General features: G+C 65.6%; 19 protein-coding genes. 5 read left to right on the forward strand and 14 right to left on the reverse strand.

All coding sequences use genetic code 11. The annotated features are described in order from the left end of the window. Positions 1 to 3: 3 nt before the first annotated feature. The 3 genes from LK12_RS07255 to LK12_RS07265 all read right to left on the reverse strand — a co-directional run bounded on the left by LK12_RS07255 (position 4) and on the right by LK12_RS07265 (position 3,243). On the reverse strand, positions 4 to 681 hold the full coding sequence (locus tag LK12_RS07255; protein WP_039281696.1) for a L,D-transpeptidase family protein: 678 nt from the start codon (positions 679 to 681) through the stop codon (positions 4 to 6). 227 nt (positions 682 to 908) lie between these two features. Then, a complete protein-coding gene (locus LK12_RS07260) occupies positions 909 to 2,480 on the reverse strand; it encodes an AMP-binding protein (protein WP_039281112.1) in 1,572 nt (523 codons plus the stop codon). Between the two features lie 127 nt (positions 2,481 to 2,607). Then, positions 2,608 to 3,243: a TetR/AcrR family transcriptional regulator gene (locus LK12_RS07265; RefSeq protein ID WP_039281114.1), complete on the reverse strand. Its 636-nt coding sequence runs from the start codon at positions 3,241 to 3,243 to the stop codon at positions 2,608 to 2,610. Between the two features lie 111 nt (positions 3,244 to 3,354). On the opposite strand from LK12_RS07265, the gene LK12_RS07270 reads away from it, so the two are divergent. The 4 genes from LK12_RS07270 (at position 3,355) to LK12_RS24895 (ending at position 8,267) form a co-directional block, all read left to right on the forward strand. Then, positions 3,355 to 5,676, forward strand: coding sequence for a TonB-dependent receptor (locus LK12_RS07270; protein WP_039281116.1), 2,322 nt, complete (start codon positions 3,355 to 3,357; stop codon positions 5,674 to 5,676). A gap of 96 nt (positions 5,677 to 5,772) precedes the next feature. Continuing rightward, the gene (locus LK12_RS07275; RefSeq protein ID WP_039281699.1) at positions 5,773 to 6,642 is read left to right on the forward strand and encodes an alpha/beta fold hydrolase; all 870 of its coding nucleotides are present in this window, start codon (positions 5,773 to 5,775) and stop codon (positions 6,640 to 6,642) included. 1 nt (position 6,643) lies between these two features. Further along, positions 6,644 to 7,909: a spinster family MFS transporter gene (locus LK12_RS07280; protein WP_039281119.1), complete on the forward strand. Its 1,266-nt coding sequence runs from the start codon at positions 6,644 to 6,646 to the stop codon at positions 7,907 to 7,909. Between the two features lie 43 nt (positions 7,910 to 7,952). Next, a complete protein-coding gene (locus tag LK12_RS24895; RefSeq protein ID WP_052223240.1) occupies positions 7,953 to 8,267 on the forward strand; it encodes a hypothetical protein in 315 nt (104 codons plus the stop codon). Between the two features lie 13 nt (positions 8,268 to 8,280). Here the strand turns inward: LK12_RS24895 and LK12_RS07290 are convergent, their stop codons facing one another. The 7 genes from LK12_RS07290 to ectA form a co-directional block, all read right to left on the reverse strand. Then, the gene (locus LK12_RS07290) at positions 8,281 to 9,618 is read right to left on the reverse strand and encodes an MFS transporter (protein ID WP_039281706.1); all 1,338 of its coding nucleotides are present in this window, start codon (positions 9,616 to 9,618) and stop codon (positions 8,281 to 8,283) included. A 32-nt stretch (positions 9,619 to 9,650) separates the two neighbouring features. Then, complete coding sequence (locus tag LK12_RS07295; protein WP_039281121.1) at positions 9,651 to 10,904, reverse strand: MFS transporter; 1,254 nt, start codon at positions 10,902 to 10,904, stop codon at positions 9,651 to 9,653. Positions 10,905 to 10,977: 73 nt separating this feature from the next. After that, a complete protein-coding gene (locus tag LK12_RS07300) occupies positions 10,978 to 12,417 on the reverse strand; it encodes an aspartate kinase (protein ID WP_039281122.1) in 1,440 nt (479 codons plus the stop codon). Further along, on the reverse strand, positions 12,414 to 13,334 hold the full coding sequence (thpD, locus tag LK12_RS07305; protein WP_039281124.1) for an ectoine hydroxylase: 921 nt from the start codon (positions 13,332 to 13,334) through the stop codon (positions 12,414 to 12,416). The genes LK12_RS07300 and thpD overlap by 4 nt, the downstream gene beginning before the upstream one ends. Positions 13,335 to 13,358: 24 nt before the next feature. After that, positions 13,359 to 13,772: an ectoine synthase gene (locus tag LK12_RS07310; protein ID WP_039281126.1), complete on the reverse strand. Its 414-nt coding sequence runs from the start codon at positions 13,770 to 13,772 to the stop codon at positions 13,359 to 13,361. A gap of 37 nt (positions 13,773 to 13,809) precedes the next feature. Further along, a complete protein-coding gene (gene ectB, locus LK12_RS07315) occupies positions 13,810 to 15,150 on the reverse strand; it encodes a diaminobutyrate--2-oxoglutarate transaminase (RefSeq protein ID WP_039281130.1) in 1,341 nt (446 codons plus the stop codon). 17 nt (positions 15,151 to 15,167) lie between these two features. Next, the gene (gene ectA / locus LK12_RS07320) at positions 15,168 to 15,653 is read right to left on the reverse strand and encodes a diaminobutyrate acetyltransferase (protein WP_052223241.1); all 486 of its coding nucleotides are present in this window, start codon (positions 15,651 to 15,653) and stop codon (positions 15,168 to 15,170) included. Positions 15,654 to 15,942: 289 nt separating this feature from the next. On the opposite strand from ectA, the gene LK12_RS07325 reads away from it, so the two are divergent. Then, positions 15,943 to 16,404, forward strand: coding sequence for a MarR family winged helix-turn-helix transcriptional regulator (locus tag LK12_RS07325; RefSeq protein WP_039281132.1), 462 nt, complete (start codon positions 15,943 to 15,945; stop codon positions 16,402 to 16,404). Between the two features lie 31 nt (positions 16,405 to 16,435). Here LK12_RS07325 and LK12_RS07330 read toward each other — a convergent pair whose 3' ends face one another. The 4 genes from LK12_RS07330 to LK12_RS07345 form a co-directional block, all read right to left on the reverse strand. Further along, positions 16,436 to 18,307 (reverse strand): AMP-binding protein, encoded by a 1,872-nt coding sequence (locus LK12_RS07330; RefSeq protein WP_039281136.1) that lies wholly within the window; start codon positions 18,305 to 18,307, stop codon positions 16,436 to 16,438. Positions 18,308 to 18,332: 25 nt separating this feature from the next. Beyond that, on the reverse strand, positions 18,333 to 18,842 hold the full coding sequence (locus LK12_RS07335; protein WP_039281139.1) for a GNAT family N-acetyltransferase: 510 nt from the start codon (positions 18,840 to 18,842) through the stop codon (positions 18,333 to 18,335). A 90-nt stretch (positions 18,843 to 18,932) separates the two neighbouring features. Beyond that, complete coding sequence (locus LK12_RS07340; protein ID WP_039281142.1) at positions 18,933 to 20,600, reverse strand: MFS transporter; 1,668 nt, start codon at positions 20,598 to 20,600, stop codon at positions 18,933 to 18,935. Between the two features lie 56 nt (positions 20,601 to 20,656). Continuing rightward, positions 20,657 to 22,063 carry a DcaP family trimeric outer membrane transporter gene (locus LK12_RS07345; RefSeq protein WP_082010400.1) on the reverse strand — a complete coding sequence of 469 codons (1,407 nt, stop codon included), beginning with the start codon at positions 22,061 to 22,063 and terminating at the stop codon, positions 20,657 to 20,659. Between the last annotated feature and the right edge of the window lie 194 nt (positions 22,064 to 22,257).

Below are 22,257 nucleotides of genomic sequence, written 5' to 3' on the forward strand. Positions count from 1 at the left end.
GGGTTACGAAGACCCTTCAAGGTTGTCGCCGAGGCCGACCTGCTTGCCGCGGGTAACGTAGACCTTGTCGCCCAGCCTGGTCAGCTTGAACAATTTGGCGGCGAACGGATTGGGCATGCCGATGCACCCGTGGCTGGCGTAGCCGAGCTCGACCTTCGAGCCGTGCAGCGTGATCCCGTCGTCGGTCAGCCGCTGCATGTAGGGCATCGGCGCGCCGGTGTAGATGTTCGAGACGTGATCGATGTCCTTCTGGGTGATCGGGAACACGCCCAGCGGGGTGGGCTTGTCTTCGGTACCCAGCAGCACGGCGGTCGCGCCGATTTCGTAGCCGTTCTTGAACACCGAGAGCACGCGCGCGTCGAGGTCGACGGTGATCACGATGGGGCCGTCGGGCACGTTGGTGTCGTCCCAGTGCCACTCGCCGTACTTGATCGGTCCGTCGATCGGCAGGATCCGCTTGATGACGAAAGGCTCGTCCTTGGCGGCGACTTCCGTCTTCGGTTCGGGCTTGGATAGGAGCGCAGCCGCTTCTGCTGCAGGCTCGGCAGCCTTGGTCGCCGCGACATTCGCTTCGGCCAGCGAAGCCGGTTCCGGTGTCGATGGTGACGCCGCCATGATCAGCACGCCGGCTACGGCGGCGAGGGCGACAAAGCCCGAGGCGAGAAAGATGCGTCCGTCCACTTGGCCCATTCCTTGGCGATTTCCGAGGCGAATCCCCGCGTTACCTTGCAGCATCATCGCCTAAGACGGGGTAAATCGCCAGTGCGGACCCGGTAGCGTCCCGTCGCAGGACTGGCCGGGGGCAAAAGTTAACGGCAGAGACCGTCATCCCAGCACAGGCTGGGATCGCTCTCGACGTGGCGCAATGTTGTCAGCGGTCCGAGCCTTCGCTGGGACGACGTTGGGGCTCAGGCCTTCATCTTTTCCGCATACTGCGCGCGCAGGGCCTTCTTGTCGGGCTTGCCGACGGGCGTCTGCGGAATGGCCTCGACGAACGCCACCGATTTTGGCGCCTGGTAGTTGCCCTTGCGCGCGGCGACGGGGCCGCACAGCTCTTCCTCGCTGGCGCTCGTGCCGGGCTTGAGCACGATTACGGCGTGGACCGCTTCGCCCCACTTTTCGTGCGGGACGCCGATCACGGCGACTTCGGCAACGGCGGGATGCTCGGCGATCACGTTTTCGATATCGCGCGGGTAGATGTTGAAGCCGCCCGAGATGATCATGTCCTTGGTGCGGTCGACAATGCGCAGGAAACCGTCGGGATCGCGCACGGCAACATCTCCGGTATGCAGCCAGCCGCCCTTGAAAGCCTCGGCGGTGAGGTCGGGATCGCGGTAGCCGTCCATCACCAGCGGACCTTGCACGACGATTTCGCCCGGCTCGCCGTCAGGCACCGGATTGCCTTCGCTGTCGTGCAGTTCGAGGCGGATCCACGGGCTCGGCAACCCGCAGCTGGCAAGCCGGTTCAGGTCGTTCGGGACGTGGTCCGCCTTGCGCATGTAGCTGATCACCATCGGCGCTTCGGCCTGCCCGTAGAACTGCGCGAAGACCGGGCCGATGCGCTCGATCGCCTCCTTGAGCCGGGCCGGGCTGATTGCCGAGGCGCCATAGAAGATCGTCTCGAGGCTGGAGAGGTCGAACTCGTCGAAGCGCGGATGATCGAGCAGCGCATAGATCATCGTCGGCACCAGCATCATGCAGTTGATGCGGTGTGTCTCGATCATTTCCATGACCTGCAGCGGATCGAAACGCGGCAGGATCAGGAAGGTGCCGCCGCGCAGCAGGGCGGGCATGAACATGGCGCCGCCTGCGTGGGTGAGGGGCGCGCAGGAGAGGATATTGGGCTTTTCGGGCCATTCCCATACCGCCTGCATGTAGAGGCCGGTGAGGAACCCGGAGCGCTGGCAGCTCGGGATAGCCTTGGGCTTGCCGGTAGTGCCGCCCGAATAGCCCAGACGCGTGACGTCGTGTTCGTCGACTTGGGGAGGGATCAGCTTTTGCGGTGTGCAGCTGGCAGCAAGCTCATGAATGTCGTCGGCCAATTCGCTGCGGCCGATGGCCAGCAGGCGGATATCGGGCACTTCGCGCTGGATTTCGGCGGCGCGGCCTTCGAAGCGATCGGCATCGAAGAGCATGACCTTCACGCCGGCGTCGCGGATCACGTTGAGCTGGTCGGAAAGGGCCGAGAGCGGATGGATCGGGACATAGAGCGCGGCAAGCAGTTGCAGCGCGTGCGTGAGATGGAGGCACTCGGGAATGTTCGGGGCGATCAGCGACACGCGGTCACCCGCTTCCACGCCCACCGCCTGGAGAGCCTGCATGAACCGGCTGGTCTCTTCGCGCACGTCGGCCACCGACAGGGTCGGTCCCTCGAGTTGCTTGAGCAGGGGGCGGCTGCCGCCGGTGTTGAGCGCATTGGCCAGCACATCGGCGTTGAAGAGAGGCCGATGGATCATGTCGGCCGGGTCGGTGGTGGTCATCGCTGAAATCTCTCCCGCTCCGTTACGGAACTAGACAAGTGTCTAGAAACGGATCGCGGGCGGAGTCAATCTTTCAGAGGCAGGAAGCCTGTCTGCAGCGGCACCCGGTCTTGGCGGGGGAGGGCGCTCAGCCCTTGTTCGAGGAGCGTGGCGCGATGCCGTCGCGGAGGATCGAGTTGGCGAGTTCGGCCACTTCTTCGGGCGCAGCTTCTTCCGACCACACCGCATAGCGCAGGCCCAGGAACACGTTCATGCCCATGATCGCCCAGGCGTGGGCCTCGCCCAGGCCTTCGCGCAGTTCGCCCCGGTTCATGCCTTCCTCGAGGCGCTCGTGAATGCGCCGGGCCGTGGTCTCGTAGTGGTGGCGGAAGCTTTGCGGGTCGACGAATTCGCACTCGTCGATGATGCGGTAGATTTCCTTGTGCTCGCGCGCGAAGCTCAGGAAGCCGGCCAGGGCCGCGCGTTCGGTTTCCAGCGCAGGCAATTCGCTCTGCAGGGCGTCGCGCGCGGCCTCGCGGACCTTGCCGCTGAGGTCGTCCACCAGCGCGCGGAAGATCTCGTCCTTGGAATCGAAGTAGGTGTAGAAGCTGCCCAGCGCCGTTCCGGCGCGACGGGTGATCCCGGTGATCGATGCCTCGTGAAAGCCCTTTTCGCCGAATTCTATGGCTGCCGCATCGAGCAGTTTGCGCAAGGTTTTGCGCCCGCGTTCGGTGCGTGGAGCCTTGCTCGATGGGGTCGATTCGCGCGCATCTGCTGTGGTCACGAAGCCACAGCTATACGCAGATCGACGGCATGGCAAACATTCAAAGTTGAAACATGGTTCAAGTATCAATATGAGGGCTGCCAACGACAAGGTTCATTGGGAGACCGAGTGATGCGTAAGGCGCGTGTTTTCGCGATTGGTACGAGTGTGCTGGCAATGGCCGGCGGTCTGGCGGTTCCGGCCATGGCGCAGGATGCGCCGCCGGCAGCCGAGGCGCCGCAGGAAGGCGGCGAGATCATCGTCACCGCCCGCCGCCGGGAAGAGCGGCTGGTCGACGTGCCGATCGCCGTCACCACCTTCAGCGGCGACCAGCTCGCCAAGTCGGGCGCGATCGATGTCACCGACATTGCCCAGACCACGCCGAACGTGACGCTGGAGCCCTCGCGCGGGACCAACTCGACGCTGTCGGCCTTCATCCGCGGCATCGGCCAACAGGATCCGGTCTCGGGCTTCGAGCAGGGCGTCGGCATCTATCTCGACGACGTGTACCTCAACCGTCCGCAGGCGGCCGTGCTCGACATCTACGACGTCCAGCGCATCGAAGTGCTGCGTGGTCCGCAGGGTACGCTCTATGGCCGCAACACCATCGGCGGCGCGGTGAAATACGTGACCAAGCCGCTGTCCGACGTGCCCTACCTCAAGGTCCGCGCGACCTACGGCACCTATGACCAGGCCGATGCCGTCGTCACCGCCTCGGCGCCGATCAGCGATCTGGTGCGCGTCGGTGGCTCGGTGGCGCGCCTCTCGCGCGGCGGGTTCGGCAAGAACCTGACGACCGGCGAAGACAACTACAACAAGGACATCTGGGCCGCGCGCGGAACCATGGAACTCGGCGGCTACGGCGAGCCGGTGCTGATCCGCATTTCGGGCGACTACACCCGCGACAAGTCGAACGCGCGCGGCGGTCACCGCCTGATCCCGGGGTACACCTCGGGCGCGCCGGTGCTGGACGACGTCTACGACACGCGCGGCGGCCTTACCGATCCCAAGCAGGACGTCGAGGCCTACGGCTTCTCGATCAACGCCACTGCCGAACTGAGCGATGCCTTCACGCTCCGCTCGATCAGCGCCTGGCGCAAGGACCACTCGGCCTCGCCGATCGACTTCGACGCGCTGCCCGCAGTCGATCTCGACGTGCCGGCCTTCTACCGCAACGAGCAGACGAGCCAGGAATTCCAGCTCCTCTACGACAGCGGCGGCATGTTCCAGGGCCTGATCGGGGCCTACTACCTGTCGGCCAAGGCGGACACGCAGTTCGACGTGCGCCTGTTCACGACTTTCCCGGGCTTCACCGCTTTCACCCAGGCCGATGTCGATACCGAGACCTTCGCGGTCTTCAGCGATGTCACGCTCGACTTCACCGACCAGCTCAGCCTCGCGCTGGGTGGCCGCTACACCTGGGACCAGCGCAAGGCGAACATCCTGCGCCAGAACTACCTCGGCGGCGGTTCACCGGTCTTCGGCGGCCTCGGCGTTCCCTTCGGCGATCCCAGCACCGACTTCTCGGGCAAGGCGACCTTCAAGAAGTTCACCCCGCGCGCCTCGCTCAGCTTCAAGCCCACGCCCGAGCACAATATCTACGCCAGCTTCTCGCAAGGCTTCAAGGGCGGCGGCTTCGACCCGCGCGGCGTCGGCGTCAACGCGCCCGACCTCAACGGCGACGGTGTCCGGCAGGACAGCGAAGTCGCCGATTACCTGAGCTTCCGTCCGGAATCGGTCGACAGCTACGAAATCGGCTACAAGGGCAACCTGTTCAACGGCGGGCTCTACGTTGCCGTGGCGGCCTTCCACATGGACTACAAGGATGTGCAGATCCCCGGTTCGCAGGGCTGCACCGTCAATGGCGTGGCCACGTTCTGCGGCGTGATCACCAATGCCGGCAAGGCCAAGATCGACGGCTTCGAGCTGGAGACCAATGCCCGCCTCGCCCGCGATCTCGCGGCCATGGGTGACCGCCTGAGCTTCACCGGCTCGCTCGGCTACATCAATGCGCGCTACAAGGAATACATCACCAACTCGGCAACGGGCCCGGTCGATGTGGCCGACCAGCGCGAGATCCAGAACACGCCGAAGTGGACCGGCAGCGCGACGCTGGCCTACGACACGCCGGTGGGCGACGGCGACCTCTCGTTCAGCTCGACGGTGTCCTACCGTTCGAAGACCTACCAGTTCGAGGTTCCCAACCCCTACATCGACCAGAAGGGCTATGCGCTCGTCGACGCCAGCCTGGTCTACACCGCACCGGGCGGCCTCTGGAGCCTGGGCGTCCACGGCAAGAACCTGTTCGACAAGCAGTACAAGACCTCGGGCTACTCGTTCGTCGCGCCCGACGGTGCCGGCGGCCTCGTGCCGACGCTCGGTACCGAAGGCACGCTGACCGCCTTCTACGGCAATCCGCGCCAGGTCTTCGTGACCGCGACGCTGGAACTCTGAGCCGGAGCGATCCGGTTCCGACTGGCGGGCTTCCCGTTCCCTCACATCCCCCGGGAAGCCCGCCAGCCGTTCACGCCTGAAAAGGAATTCATGGTCATGGAATACCGCGACCATCGCTATCGCAGCGCCTGCGGGCGGCTCGAGCTGGCCGCCCGCGACTATCCGGCCGCCGATCCCGCAGCGCCGGTGCTGCTGGTGATGCACGGCCTCACCCGCAACAGCGCCGACTTCGAACCGCTCGCCGCGCATCTTGCGGGGCGCTACCGCCTGATCGTGCCCGACCAGCGCGGGCGAGGCCTGTCCGAGTGGGATCCCGATCCCGCGCAGTACCGGCCCGACGTCTATGCGCAGGACATGCTGGCCCTGCTCGACGGCCTCGGCATCGAGCGCGCCGGGTGGATCGGGACCTCGATGGGCGGGCTCATGGCCATGGTAATGAACGCACTGCAGCCGGGCATGACGCAGGGCGTGGTGTTCAACGATGTCGGCCCGGTGCTCGATCCGGCCGGGATCGCGCGCATTCAGGGCTATGTCGGCCCCTCCGGCCCGATGGCGGACTGGACCGAGGCCGCCGCCCGTTGCCGCGCCGTCAATGCGCCGGCCTTTCCCGACTTCGGGAGCGCGGACTGGCTGGCCTTCGCAAAGCGCACCTGCCGTGAGCAGGAGGACGGTAGCGTCGTTTTCGCCTACGATCCGGCGATCTCGGAAAGCATTGCGGGCGACGATCCGCAGACCGTGCCGCCCGATCTCTGGCCGCTCTGGGACCTGCTCGATGCGGTTCCTGTCCTCGTCGTGCGCGGAGAGCTGTCCGATCTGCTCAGCCGCGAAACCGAACGCGAAATGGCGCAGCGGCACTCCGGGCCCTATGCCAGCGTCGAAGTGCCGCGCGTCGGCCATGCCCCCATTCTCGACGAGCCGGTGGCGCTCGCCGCGATCGAGGCGTTCTGCAAGGACCATGTGACCTGAGATGAACACGACGAAACGGGCAGGGAGCACAAATCCCAATCTGGTTCTGGCGATGCTGCTGCTCGTCTATGTGTTCAACTTCGTCGACCGGCAGATCCTCGCGATCCTTGCGGCGCCGATCCAGGCGGATCTGGGGCTGAACGATGCGCAGATGGGCATGCTCGGCGGTCTGGCCTTCGCCATCCTCTATTCGACGCTCGGCGTGCCGCTGGCTTCGCTCGCGGACCGCACCAGCCGCTCATGGGTCATTACCGGCTCGCTGGTGGTGTGGAGTCTGTTCACGGCTGTCTGCGGTCTGGCGCAGGGTTTCTGGCACATCTTCCTCGCGCGCCTCGGCGTGGGCGTGGGCGAGGCGGGGGGCGTCGCGCCCTCCTATGCCGTGATCGGCGACCACTTTCCCAGCCACCGCCGGGCCTTTGCGCTGTCGGTCTATTCGCTCGGCATTCCGCTCGGCTCGGCGCTGGGCGTGCTGGCGGGCGGCTATGTCGCGGCGCGGGTGGACTGGCGCGCGGCGTTTCTCGTCGTCGGTCTCGCCGGGCTGCTGATCGCGCCGCTGTTCCGCATGGTCGTGCGCGACAAGCCCAAGCCCGCTGCCGGGGAGGACATGGTGCCTTCGGTCCGGCTGGGCGCGGTGGCCGCGGTGCTGGCGCGCAAGAAGGCGTTCTGGCTGCTCAGCTTCGGCGCCGCGTCCAGCTCGATGCTCGGCTATGGTTTGGCTTTCTGGTTGCCGAGCCTCCTGCAGCGCAGCTTCGGCCTCGACCTCGTCCATACCTCGTGGTTCATCGGCGCGGTTCTGCTGCTCGGCGGGACCGTGGGCGTGCTCTCGGGCGGGGCGCTGGCCGACAAGCTCGGCACCGGCGACCGTGCGTTCTACGGCTGGGTGCCGGCCACGGCCTTTATCGTTGCGGTGCCGCTCTTCGCGGGCGGCATCTGGACCTCGAGCGTGCTCTTTGCCTTCCTGCTGTTCCTCGTTCCGCAGGCGCTCGCTTATGTCTGGCTCGGCCCGGTGACGAGCGCGGTGCAGCATCTGGTCGATCCGCCCGCGCGCGCGACCGCCTCGGCGCTGTTCCTGCTCATCAACAACCTCATCGGCCTCGGCGGCGGCATCTACGCGCTCGGCGCGTTCTCGACCGCGCTGACGCCGCTCTACGGCACCGAGGCGCTGCGCTATTCGATGCTGTGGTCGCTCGGGCTCTACCTGATTGCCGCGGTGCTGATGGCGCTGGCCGGTCCGGCGCTGCGGCGCGAGTGGGTGGCCGAAGGCTGATCGCCGCGTTACACTCGCGTTACAGCTAACGAGAGGATACGCGATGAAGCTGCTCAGGTGGGCGGTCGGCGGTGCATCCGCTTACGTCATCTACAAGTACTCGATGGGGCGCAAAGCCAAGGGTGAGGACGTGTTCGCGACGCCGGAAAAGGCTGTTGGCGAAGCGGCGCCCGCCAAGAAACCCGCGCCTGAGAAGCCGGCGTCCGAAAAGCCCGCAGAGGTGAAGCCGGCAGCTAAAAAACCGGCGGCGAAGAAAACCGCAGCCAGGAAACCGGCTGCGCGCAAGACGACGAAGGCGGCTTCGGGGGAAACAGCCAAGCCCAAGCGTCCGGCGCGGACCAAGCCCGAACCGCAGTGATAGCCGACCGCCGTCACCCGTGTGACGGCGGCGGATCTCCGATCTCGCGTAGCGGCTTGCCGGCGCTTTCCTTTGTGTAGCGCAGGGCCAGCAGACCGACGAGGCAGCTTGCCATCATCACGTAGGCGGGCATCAGCGCATTGCCGGTCTCGTCGATCAGCCACGAATTGAGCGCGGGCGCCGTGCCGCCGAAAAGCGAGGTGGAGATGTTGTAGGCCACGGCGAAGCCGGCAAAGCGCACCGGCGTGGGGAAGAAGGCCGGGAACGTCGCCGAAATCGTCGCGAGCTGGGGCACGTAGAGCAGGCCGAGAATGATGAAGCCGATCACTGCGCTCGTCATTCCGGTGCCGATGAACATGTAGAGCGGGATCGCGCCTATCAGCAGGCCGATCAGCGAAACCCGCCAGAGTGGCTTGCGGCCCACGCGGTCCGAGAGGGCACCGGCGAAGGGCAGCAGCACCATCATGAACAGCATGCCGGCGATCGGCACCATCAGCGAGGCATCGGTCGAAAGGCCGAGGCGGCGTTCGAGGTATGTCGGCATGTAGCTGAGCAGGGTGTAGTTCACGACGTTGAGCGCGACCACGAGGCCACCCATCGCCAGAAGCGGTGTGCGGTAAAGCGTCAGCAGGTGGCGGAATTCAACCTTGGCCGAGGGTTCCTCGGAGTGCATTTCCTCGACTTCGCGGAACAGCGGCGTTTCGGCCATGCGCGAACGCAGGTAGACGCCGACGAAGCCGAGCGGCCCCGCCAGCAGGAAGGGCAGGCGCCAGGCCCAGGCCTGCATCGTGTCGTCGCCCAGCAGCAGCGAAAAGCCGAGCATCAGCAGCGCGCCGCCGCAAAAGCCGGCGAGCGTGCCCACTTCGAGGAAGCTACCGTAGAAGCCGCGCCGTTTATCTGGCGCGTATTCGGCCATGAAGATCGCCGCGCCGCCATATTCGCCACCGGTCGAGAAGCCCTGCACCATGCGCAGAATCACCAGCAGCAGCGGCGCCCAGAAGCCGATGGTATCGTAGGAGGGGATCAGGCCGACGCCCACGGTGGCAGCCGCCATCATGACGATGGTGATGCCCAGCACCGCCTTACGGCCATAACGGTCCCCCAGCGGTCCCCAGAAGAAGCCGCCCAGCGGGCGCACGAGGAACGAGATCGCGAAGGTGGCAAGCGCGAAGAGCGTGGCCTCGGCGGCCTCGCCGGGAAACAGCGCTGCCGAGATATAGGTCACGCCGTAAGCGTAGATGCCGTAATCGAACCACTCGGTGGCGTTGCCGATCGCCGATGCGGCGATGGCGCGGTGAAGGACGCCGGGCGGCGTCGCTTCAGGATGCCCGCTGGGGACATCGGCGCCGATGTCGTGGTGATGATCGTGGTGGCCGTGGGTGGTCACGTGGAATTCCCTTCTAGGTCGGGCGCGTCTTCCGGCGCCACCGGGTCAAGCGAGGCGGACATTGCGGTCGTGCGCGGCAGGATGACATAGTCCTCCTGCTGCTCTGCAGGAACCGGCTTGGATTGCGTCTGGCGCCAGAGGCCGAAGGCCAGCGCCGCGCCGGCGCACAGCGCGATGAACAGGAACAGGCCCATGGCCCCACCGACGGACATGGCAAGGGCGCCGGCCGACGGACCGGCGGCCGCGCCGAGCGAATAGAGCATGACCAGGCCACCGCTCGCGGCGACGCGCTGCTCGGGCTGGAGGTGGTCGTTGGTGTGGGCGACGCACAGCGGATAGAGCGCGAAGCTCAGTCCGCCGAACAGGGCGCCGAGCGCCAGCAGGATCACCCCCGAGCGATCGAGCAAGGCAATCGCGAGGCTGGCTGCGAGCGTGCCGCCGAAGCTGAAGACGATGACCTTGCGTCGGTCCAGCTTGTCGGAGAGCCGGCCGAGCGGCCATTGCAGGGCTACGCCGCCGAGGATGACCATGCTCATGAACAGTGCCGTGGCCGACAGGTTCATGCCCAGCCGGCGGGCATAGACCGCGCCGAGGGCATAGAAGGCACCCAGCATGACGCCGGTCAGGCAGGCGCCGACGATGCCGAGCGGCGAGACCTTGTAGAGTTCCCGGAAGGGGACCGACCCGCCCTCGTCCGGCAGCGGCGCGATGATGCGGGTCAGGACGATGGGGATCGAGGCCAGCGTTATCAGGATCGAGGCGATGAGGAGCGGCAGGGCCCGGTTCGTTTCGCCCAGGCCGAGCAGGAACTGGCCGACCGCCTGCCCGCCGTAGAGCGCGATCATGTATCCGGCGATCACCGAGCCGCGGGTTTCCGGTTCGGCCCGTTCGTTGAGCCAGCTTTCCAGGCAGATGTAGACGCCGGCAAGGCAGAAGCCGTCGGTAAAGCGCAGTGCGCCCCACAGCAGGGGGTGGCGGTATACCGCGTAGACGAGCGTCGACGCGCTGATGACGGCGACGAATGCGGCAAAGGCGCGGATATGACCGACCCGCCGGATCAGGGCGGGCACCCGCAGTGCGCCGATGACCAGGCCGGCGAAGTAGGCCGTTCCCACAAGCCCGATGATCAGGGCGCCGCTGCCGGCCCGTTCCAGCCGGACGCTGACGAGCGTGTTCATGAATCCGCCGCCCGCCATCAACATGAAGATGGCGATCAGGAGGCTACGGACAGGAAGGATGGCCTGAAGCATGGAGGTTAGGGGTAAAGACAGAAAAGCCCGGACGCAAAGTGTTGCGCCCGGGCTTGCTTCCGTTGTGGCACTATCAGGCCGCTGCGCGGCCGATCTGCTCGGCATCCTCGACCAGCGCTTCGTGCAGGGCACGCACGGCCGGCTCGAAATCCTTGCTGCCGATGATGAACTGCACGTCCACGTTGCGGATCTGGTGCTGCATGGCGATCATGTCGATCTCGGCATCGGCCAGGGCCGTGAGGGCCCGCGGGACGAGGCCGGGTTCGGACAGGTCGCTGCCGATCGCCGAAACCATCGCCACCGGCTGCGAAGAAACCGCAGCACCCGGATAGGCGGCCTCGAGGTCGGCGATGATGCGGGACATCTGCGCCTTGCTGGTGCCGCTCAGGTAGTGGGTGATGGTATTGGCGTTCGAGCTCTTGCTGACGATCCATGCCCGGTGCCGCGTGAGCACCTCGAGGATCTTGGCGTCGTAGCCCTTCTCGCCGACCATGTCCTGCTCGAAGAACTGCAGCGCCTGCATCGAGGCGAGACCGGTGACGATCTCGACGCGCGGCTTGTCCGACACGTAGTCGCCGCAGATCAGCGTGCCTTCGTCGTGGCGATCGAAGGTGTTGCGCACGCGCAGCGGAATGCCCGACTGGCGCAGGCCGCGGCCGGCGCGCGGGTGGATCGCTTCCATCCCGAGGTTGGCGAGCTGGTCGGCCACGTCGTAGTTGGTGCGGCCGATCTTGCTGGCCTTGTCCTCACCCACGACGCGCGGATCGGCGCTCGACAGGTGGAACTCCTTGTGGATGATCGCTTCCTTCGCCTCGGTGATGACGGCGATGCGCGAGAAGGTCATTTCCGAATAACCGCGGGCATAGCGGCGCACCATGCCACCCTCGCAGCCGGCATAGCCGGTGACGATGGGCATCTGCGTGGCAAGGTCGATCTTGCCCAGTGCGTCGCTGATGCGGTCGTCGAGGCTGACCAGATCCTCGTGGTTCCACACCGTGAGGTCGACGAAGACCGCGTTGACGCCGCGATCGCGCAGCAGCAGCGAGGTCGAATGCGCCGAATGCGCTTCGCCCAGCCCGGCCAGCATCTCGCGGACGGTAATCATCTGCTCCTTGAGGCAGAAGCGGCCGTGACTGCGCACGCGGTCGAGGTCGTCGAGGCAGGCCTCGAGCGCCTTGACGCGCTCGTCGACGAAGCGGTTGGCCTCTTCGAGGCTTTCGCTGCGCACGAACATCTGTCCGTTGCGCTCGCGCATCGCTTCGCGGACCTTTTCCAGCGCATCGCGCCAGGCACCGGACGTCTCGTTGCCCTCGAAATGGGCATAGACGCCGGCATCGCCGCTCTTCTTGTGCTCGAGCAGCAGGTCGGTCATCCCGGCATAGGCCGAAACGACGAAGATGCGGTTGTAGAGGTCCGCACCCTTGCGGCCGGCGATCAGGACGTTGTCGAAGACGGTCGAGGTGGCGGCCATGGAGGTCCCGCCGATTTTTTCGACTGAATGGTTACCGGTCATGCATGTACTCCTTCGCCATGCAGCTTGCCCTTCACGGGCACGATTGGCTCCACCTCGCGCGCGGCGATGAAATCGGGGCGGGGCTTGGCGGCGGCAAAAGGTTCCACCAGCTTGTTGCTCACCGCGTTGAACACGAAAAACGCATTCGAGCGCGGGAAGGGGGTGATGTTGCCGTTCGAGCCGTGCATCGTGTTGCAGTCGAACAGCAGCACCGTTCCGGGCTTTCCGGTCGGTGCGTAGATGCCGTGCTTGTAGGCCAGCTCGGTCAGGATATCCTCTGGCGGCACGCCGTATTCCTGCTTGCGCAGCGAGAGCTTGTAGTGGTCTTCCGGCGTCTCGCCGACGCAGGAGACATAGACGTGCTGCGAGCCCGGGATAAGCATCAGCGGCCCGTTGTCCGGGGTGTTCTCGGCCAGCAGGACCGACATCGACAAGGCGCGCATGGTCGGCATGCCGTCCTCGGCGTGCCATGTCTCGAAGTCGGAGTGCCAGTAGAACTCCTTGCCCTGGAAGCCCGGCTTGTAGTTGAGCCGCGACTGGTGAAGGTAGACCTGGTCGTCGAGCAGATAGCTCGCGACCCCGGCAAGGCGTTCGTCGGCGGCCAGGCGCGCCATCAGCTTGCTCTGGCCGTGAATCTCGAAGATCGAACGGACTTCCTGCCTTTCGGGTTCGGCAACGACGGTCTCGTCCTTGAGGCCGGTCGGGTCCGACAGGAGGTGTCCGGTCTCGGCCTGCAGAACGGCCATCTCGTCCTCGGAGAACACGTTCTCCATGACAAGAAAGCCGTCGCGATCGAACTGTTCGATCTGCGTGGCCGTGAGAGGCGCGCCCGGTTCCCAGGCACGCCGCGCAACAGGTTCGGTACGGGCGAGCAGGTGAGGCTCGCCCGTGGTTCGGGTCGGATAGAGATCGTACATTTCTACCCCCTTTTTATCAGCATTTTATTCGGAAAGTGCGGGCTCGCGGTCTTCGCTCGTGTCGGCCGGATAGGCTCCCGTCTCGTCATGGACTTCGCGGCCGGTCACCGGCGGATTGAACACGCAGGCGCAGAGGATTTCGTTCTCGACGCGCACGATGTGCTTGTCGTGATCGTTGAGGGCGTACATCACGCCCGGGCGAAGCTCGTGGGTCTCGCCCGTGCCCAGGTCCTCGATGGTGCCGTTGCCCTTGAGGATCAGCACGGATTCGAGGTGGTTCTGGTAGTGCATGTGCAGTTCCGCGCCGGTGTAGAGCGTGGTGACGTGGAACGAGAAGCCCATGCCGTCGTCCTTGAGCAGGAGACGCGCGCTTTCCCAGCCGTCGGACTTGATGTTCTTGTCGCCCTGACGGATCTCTTTGAGTTTGCGAACAATCATTGTTTTTCGTTTCCTTGGATGTTCGAGGGACAGGGGCTCAGGCCGCGAGACCGAGCTTGCTGTCCGCCTTGGCGCCGGTGGTGTCAGAAGCATCGACGGGCGCGATCGTTTCCGCGATCGCTTCCTCGAGGATGTCCAGACCGGCATTGAAGGTTTCGTCGTCGATCACGAGCGGGGCGAGGACCTTGACGATCTCGCCGTGCGCACCGCTGGTCTCGATGATCAGCCCTTCATCGAAGCAGGTGCCGGTAATCTTGTCGGCAATCTCGCCGGTTTCGACGTTGATGCCGCGCATCATGCCGCGACCGCGGGTCGAAAGACCATGCCGCTTGGCCATCTTGTCGAGGCGCTCTTCGAGAATGCGACCGCGACGGGCGACGTCTTCTGCGAACTTCGGATCGGCCCAGAATTCCTTCAGGGCGGCCGTGGCGGTCACGAAGGCGTGGTTGTTGCCGCGGAAAGTGCCGTTGTGCTCACCCGGCGACCACACGTCGAGTTCGGGGCGGAACAGGGTCAGCGCGAAAGGCAGACCCATGCCCGAAAGCGACTTGGCCAGCGTGACGATGTCGGGCTTGAAGCCCATGTCCTCGAAGCTGAAGAAGCCGCCGGTGCGGCCGCAGCCGGCCTGGATGTCGTCGACGATCATCAGAGCGCCGTGCTTCTTGGCGAGCGCGGCGATCTTGCGCAGCCACTCGGGCGATGCGGCATTGAGACCGCCTTCGCCCTGGACCGTCTCGACCAGGAAGGCCGCCGGAGCGTCGAGGCCGCTCGAGGGGTCCTCGAGGCGCTGCTCGAGCAGGTCCGCGGTATCCACGTCCGGGCCGTAGTAGCCGTCGTAGGGTTCGTGGCTGACATGGCTGAGCGGAACGCCGGCACCGCCGCGCTTGCCGGCGTTGCCGGTGCAGGCGAGGGCGCCAAGGGTCATGCCGTGGAAGCCGTTGGTGAAGGCGATCACCGTTTCGCGGCCGGTGACCTTGCGGGCGAGCTTGATCGCCGCCTCGACGGCGTTGGTGCCGGTCGGGCCGGTGAACATCGCGCGATAGTCGAGCCCGCGCGGCTTGAGGATCACGTCCTCGAGCGTCGCGAGGAACTCGGCCTTGGCGTCGGTGTAGAGGTCGAGCGCATGGGTCACGCCGTCAGCGGCGATGTAGTCCATCAGCGCCTGCTTCAGGGCCGGGTGGTTGTGGCCGTAGTTGAGCGAGGAGCAGCCCGACAGGAAGTCGAGGTAACGGCTGCCGTCGTTGCCATGCATCCAGACGCCCTGCGCCTTGTTGAACTGGCGGGGCATCGAACGCGAATAGCTGCGCACGCCGGATTCGCGTCGCTCATAAATCTTGGTGTCGGGCGTCTTGGCGCTCGGCTTGGGAGTGCTGGTCATGTCGGATGGTTCCCTGTTCAATTGGACGGAGCGGTGGGCAGCGGCGAAATGCTTGCCTGCCACTCGGTGTCGTGCGCACCTGCAAAGTGCGCGTCGCGCGTGAAGCGCTCGGATTTGGTGAGTTCGGCGCCGTGGCGCCGGGCAAAGCCGCCGAAGAGACCCCAGGATGCAGGGTTGTCTTCGGTGATCGTGGTCGTCAGCGTCGTTGCGCCGCGTACGGCCGGTCGGGTGATCAGCTCATCGAGCATGCGTCCGCCAAGGCCGATGCCGCGGGCCGAACTGTCGACCGCGACTTGCCAGACGAAGATGCGCTCCGGATGAGACGGCGGGCGATAGCCCGAAATCCAGCCCACGATGCGACCGTCCTTTTCGGCCACGACGCACGTGTCGGCGAAATCGCTGCATTGCAGAAGATTGCAATACGCGGAATTGGGATCGAGCGGCGGAGATGCCGCGATCAGAGCCGTGATGGCCGGGCCATCCTCAGCGGTAGGACTGCGCATGGTGAGACCTGCGCAGTCGGTCGTTCGTTTAGGGCTCTCAATCTCTTCCTGAGAGCTTGATTCGCTCGCTTCCGAATTTAAAATTGCTTCATCCTCCGAAGCACATTGTGTGTGCTTGGCTACAGTTGGTCCGTTATCGGTGTGGCGCATATAATAGAGATAGGCCAAAATTTTGCAACCGCGAGAAGCCGATCCCGCCCCGCCTGAGAACCGTTAGGCCGCAAAAACCTTCGAAGTTGAAAGTATCTCTCCTATTGGCTCCAGCCTGCGGGAAAGCTAGCGTTCGGACATGGAAGCCGATCTCACCTCCGCCGCCCTTCTGGCGCTGCGAAAAATTCTTTTGGCCGCGGAAGTCGAGACCCGCAAAATGACCGCGTCGATCGGCCTGGCTCCCTCGCAGGTGCTTATCCTGCGCCAGATCGCCAGCCGCGATGGCGTGACGCCCAGTGCGTTGGCCGCAGCGGTCTGGCTGGGGCAGGCGACGATTACCAACATCGTCGATCGGCTCGTCGCCGCGGGCCTCGTCACCCGCACCCGCAGCGAGTACGACAAGCGCCAGGTCCTCCTGCGGGTAACGGAAGAAGGCCGCGAAAAGCTGAAGGCCTCGCCGTTGCCGCTGCAATTGCGAATCAGCGAGGCCTTCGGCGAACTGCCGACGTGGGAGCAGGCGATGATTCTTGCCAGCCTCGAGCGGTTGGGCTCGCTGCTCGACGACGGCAGCGAGGATGCCGCCGGCAGGGCGCGGAAATAGACCCGGCCCCTTTAGCGGGCCGTGATTCGCTTTAGCGGCGAACCGTGTTGATCAGCATTTCCGGCACAGAGGGGTCCTCGATTGTCGCGGGCGTGTCGAACTGTTCGCCGTTGACGATCTTGCGCAGCAGGTTGCGCAGGATCTTGCCCGAGCGGGTCTTGGGCAGCTGCGGCACGGTATAGACGGTCTTGAGCGCCGCTACCGGCCCCAGGTCCGCCCGTACCGCGGCGATCACGCGCGAAGCCAGGGTGTCGTCGTTCTCCGCGCCCGCGCGCGGGACGACGAAGCCGATCGGGATCATCCCCTTGATGGCATCGTCGGCACCGATCACCGCGCATTCGGCAACGCCGTCTTCCTGCGCGACGATCTGCTCCATCTGCCCGGTCGAGAGACGGTGTCCGGCGACGTTGATGATGTCGTCGGTGCGGCCCATGATGTGCAGGAAGCCTTCGTCGTCGAAGTGACCTGCATCGCCCGTCTCGTAGTAGCCTGGGAAACCGGCGAAGTTCTTCTCGTAGCCCGCCTTGTTGTTCCACAGCGTGCGGAAGGCGCCCGGAGGCAGGGGCGAGCGGATCGCGACCGAGCCGCTATGGCCCTGCGGCACCGGTTTTCCGTCCTCGCCGAGGATAGCGAAGTCGTAGCCCGGAACCGGGAAGCCGGCGCTGCCACGCTTGCGGCGCAGGTCGCCCAGCGCGACGCAGCTGGCGATGGCGGGCCAGCCGAGTTCGGTCTGCCACCAGTGGTCGATCACCGGCAGGCCGGACTTGTCCTCCAGCCATCCGATGGTGTCCGGATCGGCGCGTTCGCCGGCCAGGAAGATCGCCTGGCACTGCCCGGTACCGATTTCGCCGAGGAACTTCGCGTCCGGGTCTTCCTTGCGCACCGCGCGGATGGCGGTGGGGGCGGTGAAGAACGCCTTGACGCCATGACGGTCGATGGTGCGCCAGAACGTGCCGGGATCGGGGGTGCCGACCGGCTTGCCCTCGAACAGCACCGTCGTCGCGCCGACCAGCAGCGGGGCGTAGACGATGTAGCTGTGGCCCACGACCCAGCCCACGTCCGAAGCGGCCCAGAACACGTCCCCGGCGCCGATGCCGTAGATGTTCGTCATCGACCAGGTGAGCGCGGTGGCATGGCCGCCGTTGTCGCGCACGACGCCCTTGGGGGTGCCGGTCGTGCCCGAGGTGTAGAGAATGTAGAGCGGATCGTCGGAGGCGACCGGCACGCAGGCGGGGATCGCGTCCGCGGCCGTCTTTTCGCGCAGTTCCATCCAGTCGAGGTCGCGCGGCGCGGCAAGCTCGGCAGTGACCTGTTCGCGCTGGAACAGCACGACATGGTCCACCCCGTGCCTGGCCAGGCGCAGCGCCTCGTCGACCATCGGCTTGTAGGGGATCACCTTGGAACCCTCGATGCCGCAGGAGGCGGTGAGCAGCACCTTGGGCGTGGCATCGTCTATCCGCTTGGCCAGTTCGTGCGGGGCGAAGCCGCCGAACACCACCGAGTGGATCGCGCCCAGCCGGGCACAGGCGAGCATCGCGAAGACCGTATGCGGGATCATCGGCATGTAGATCACCACGCGGTCGCCCTTGCCCACGCCGAGCGAGGCCAGCATGGCGGCCACGCGGCCCACTTCCTCCAGCAGTTCGCTGTAGGAGAACGTCGCGATCGTGCCGGTGACAGGGCTGTCGTAGATCAGCGCCGCGGCATCGCCGTGCCCGGCCGCGACATGGCGGTCCACCGCGTTGTGGCAGGTGTTGATCCGGCCGCCGGGAAACCAGCCATCCGCCGCGTTCCAGCCCGTTTCGGGTGCCTTGGTCCAGTCCAGAGCCTTCGCGGCGTTCAGCCAGAACCCCTGCGGGTTGTCGATGCTGGCTTTCCAGGCTGCAGTGTAGGCGTCGCTCATACCGCTCTCCGTATGCAATTCTTTCTCAGCGCAAGGTCTTTGACAGCAGGACCAGCGTGCGGTCGTCGTCGAAGGGTTCGGGGGTGAAACCCTTTTCGCGTTCGAGTTCGATCGCGGCGTGGTTGTCGCGGCTCTCGATCGAGATGACGCGGCGCACACCGCGCTCCTTCGCTTCGCCGGCCAGGAAATCGAGAAGCGCCCAGCCCACGCCCTTGCCCTTGTAGTCGCTGCGGATCGAAACCGCGATTTCGCCGGTGTCGCAATCCGCGTCGCAGGCCAGCAGCGCCGAGGCGACGAGTTCGCCGCTGGCATCGTCGAAGGCGAGGAAGCTTTCGGACCGGAAGTGGTCTGCGTGCAACAGCGGCTCGAGCTGTTCATGGCTGACGTGCTCGCTGGCGGCAAGAAAGCGGAAGCGCCGGTCCTCGTCGCTGACGGCATCGAAGAAGGCGCCCAGAACGCCTTCGTCGCCCTCGGTGGCGGGGCGAACGGAAAGGCTGATGCCGGTGCGGGTGGTGAGCTGGGATGTCTTTTTCATGGTGTCTCCATCGGCTGGACCAGAATGGCGCGCCGCGCCTTGATCGGGGGCAATTCCTCCGTCGGGGCGCGGCGCGGCGCGGGGAAACGGTCAGGCGTCGATATTTCTCCTGAACGTTTCGGGGAGGAAGAGCAGGCCGATCACTACCGTGGCCGCGGCCACCACGACAGGGTACCACAGGCCGTAGTAGATATCGCCGGTGGCCGCGACCATGGCGAAGGCGGTGGTGGGCAGGAAGCCGCCGAACCAGCCGTTGCCGAGGTGGTAGGGCAGCGACATCGAGGTATAGCGGATGTTCGTCGGGAACAGTTCCACCAGCATGGCGGCGATCGGGCCGTAGACCATGGTGACCAGGAGCACGAGGTAGAACAGGATCGCGACGACCGTGACCTTGTCCATCCGGTCCGGATCGGCCGTGGCGGGATAGCCGGCATCGGCCAGCGCGCTCTTTATGCTCTCCTGATAGGCGGCGATGGCCGCGACGCGGTCTTCGCCGGTCACTTCGGCCGGGTTGGGCGCGGTCAGCGTCTGCCCGCCGATGGCGACCGAGGCGACCGTGCCCGGAGCGGCGGCCCGGTTGGTGTAGTTGATGCCGCTCTTGGCGAGGAAGGCCTTGGCGATGTCGCAGCTGGAGGCATCGAACTTGTTCTTGCCGATGGGATCGAACTGGAACGAGCATTCGGCGTCGTTGGCGGTCACGACGACCGGCGCATTCGCCGTCGCTGCTGCAAGTGCCGGGTTGGCGGCGTTGGACAGGGTGTGAAAGGCCGGGAAGTAGGTCAGCGATGCCAGCGCGCAGCCACCCAGGATGAGGTACTTGCGACCGATCTTGTCCGACAGCCAGCCGAAGAACACGAAGAACGGCGTGCCGAGGGCGAGCGCGATGGCGATCAGGTAGTTGGTCGTCGCGCCATCCACCTTGAGGATCTTTTCAAGGTAGAACATCGCGTAGAACTGGCCTGTGTACCAGACCACCGCCTGGCCTGCGACGGCGCCGAACAGCGCGATCAGCACGAACTTGAGGTTGCCCCACTTGCCGAAGGAGTCCTTGATCGGCGACTTGGAGGTCGTGCCCTCGTCTTTCATCTTCTGATAGACCGGGCTTTCGTTGAGCTGCATGCGGATCCACATCGAGACCGCGAGCAGCACCGCCGAAAGCAGGAAGGGCACGCGCCAGCCCCAGCCGGAGAACGTGTCCTCGCCCATGCCGGTGCGCACGCCCAGCACCACGAGCAGCGCGGCGAAGAGGCCGAAGGTCGCGGTGATCTGGATGAAGCTGGTGTAGAGGCCGCGCTTGTTGTTGGGCGCGTGCTCGGCAACGTAGGTTGCCGCGCCGCCGTATTCACCGCCGAGCGCGAGGCCCTGCACGATGCGCAGCGTCACCAGGATGATCGGCGAGGCAATGCCGATGGTGTCGTAACCGGGCAGCAGGCCGACCGCGAACGTCGAAAGGCCCATCAGACCCATGGTGACGAGGAAAGTGTACTTGCGGCCGACGAGGTCGCCCACCCGCCCGAACACCAGTGCGCCGAAGGGGCGCACCGCGAAGCCCGCCGCGAAGGCGCCCAGCGCGAGGATGAAGCCGGTGGTCTCGTTCACGCCCGCGAAGAAGACCTTCGAAATGAAGGTGGCCAGCAGGCCGTAGAGGTAGAAGTCGTACCATTCGAACACGGTGCCGAGCGACGACGCGGTGATGACGAGTTTCTCGTCGTGCGTTGCCTTGTGGTGCTTCGGCATGGCATCATATGTCGTAGCCATTGCTCACTCTCCCAAGTGGGGCCGGCCCCGTCGTTGCAGGATCGGCGGGTTCATTTTCAGAAGCTGTACTTTGCGGCAAATTCGATGCGGTCGAGCGCGCCGTCTGCGCCGCTCACCAGTTCCCGCTCGCCGTGCCGGTATTCGATACCGAGGTCGATGTTCTTCACCGGCGAGTAGAAGAGGTTGGCGGCCGCGCTCCAGGCCTGCTTGTTGAAGCTGGCGATTGCGAGCGTCCCGAGCGCATCGGCGTAGTCGACACGCTGGTAGCTGCCCATCACGTTGACGCGCCAGCCCGGTGCGATGGCGATGCGGGCAGCGGCAAGCGCGGCGATCACGTTCACGCTTTCGAGCTGGTTGGTCACCGGATCGTAGACCGCGTCCGGCGCGAAGTTGAGCCCGATGTAACGGCTGGCGTTGTGGCCGTAGGTGACGAGGGCGCGCACATCGCTCGACTTGGAATCGTTGAGCCAGATCTTGCCGCCGGCGCTGATGCCCCAGCCGAAGGAGTCGGCGGCAACGCCGGCGTTGTCGACGCGGACCTGTCGCGCGAGGACCGCCAGCGAGCCTTCGCCGATCTTGCCGGTATAGGCCAGGCGCGCCGCGAAGTCGGGCAGGCGGTCGTCGCCGTTTTCGGTCAGGGCGGGCGAGCCGACCGTGGCGGTGCCCGATTCCGGTTCCTCGATAGAGGCATGCAGCGTCATGCCCTCAGCCAGCGGCATGGAATAGCGGATCAGCGGCTGGCGAACGAAGACGGTGCCTTCGGTCGCGCCGACGAAGTCGGTGCTTTCGGGCAGGGCGCCGGTGTACTGGAAGCTCGACCAGTCCTGGCCGATGGTCACGCGGCCCACCTGCATCCAGGCCCGGCGCAGCGCGAGGTTGTAGCCGTTGGTGGTGCGCTGCGAGCCCTGCGTGCCCGGCGCGGTCTGGAAGTCGACCTCTACGAGGCCCTTCACGCTCTGCCCGCCCACGGCGGTATCGAGGTTGAGCCAGAAGCGCGATTGCTTGGCGGTGAAGTCCTCGACCTTCTGGGCCGTGCCACCCCCGGTGGGGATCGTCTGGGGCAAGTAGAAGTCGCGGCCCAGCGAATTGGTGGCGACTTCGCCGTCCGAAAAGCGGCTCGCCGAGGCCACCATCTTGATATAGCCGCCAAGCTTGATGGTGGTGTCGCCGGACTTGAAACCGTCGCCCTGCGGCCGGCTTTCGATGGCGGCGACCTTGGCGGTGGCTTCTTCGGACTTGGCATTGGCGGTGGCGATGGCGGCTTGTGCCTGCGCCGCGCTTTCGGCCTGCTCCTGCCGTGCGGACGCGAGGTCGGCACGCAGCAGTCGCATTTCGGCTTCGAGCCTTTCGAGCCGCGCTTCGAGTTGTACTTCCCGGTCGGTGGCGGCCGCTGCGGTCTGCGGTGCGACAAGACAACTTGCCGCAAGCAATGCGCCAGTCAGGGGCCTGTTGTTGTGTTTCATCACCCTCTCCTTGCCGGTCCGCTTGCCGCCTAGTCCTCTGGGGCATTGCGGGACCGGAAGGATCATCGGATGAATTGCATGCTTGCAGCCATCCCGACCATGGTGGAGCATCTACGACCAATGTCTAATACGCCGGTTCGATTCGCTTTGTGCTAGGCTGCCCGCAAAGCCGGGGCGCCGGCGAACCACACCGG

It is taken from the genome of Novosphingobium malaysiense, assembly GCF_000802225.1.
GTDB lineage: Bacteria > Pseudomonadota > Alphaproteobacteria > Sphingomonadales > Sphingomonadaceae > Novosphingobium > Novosphingobium malaysiense.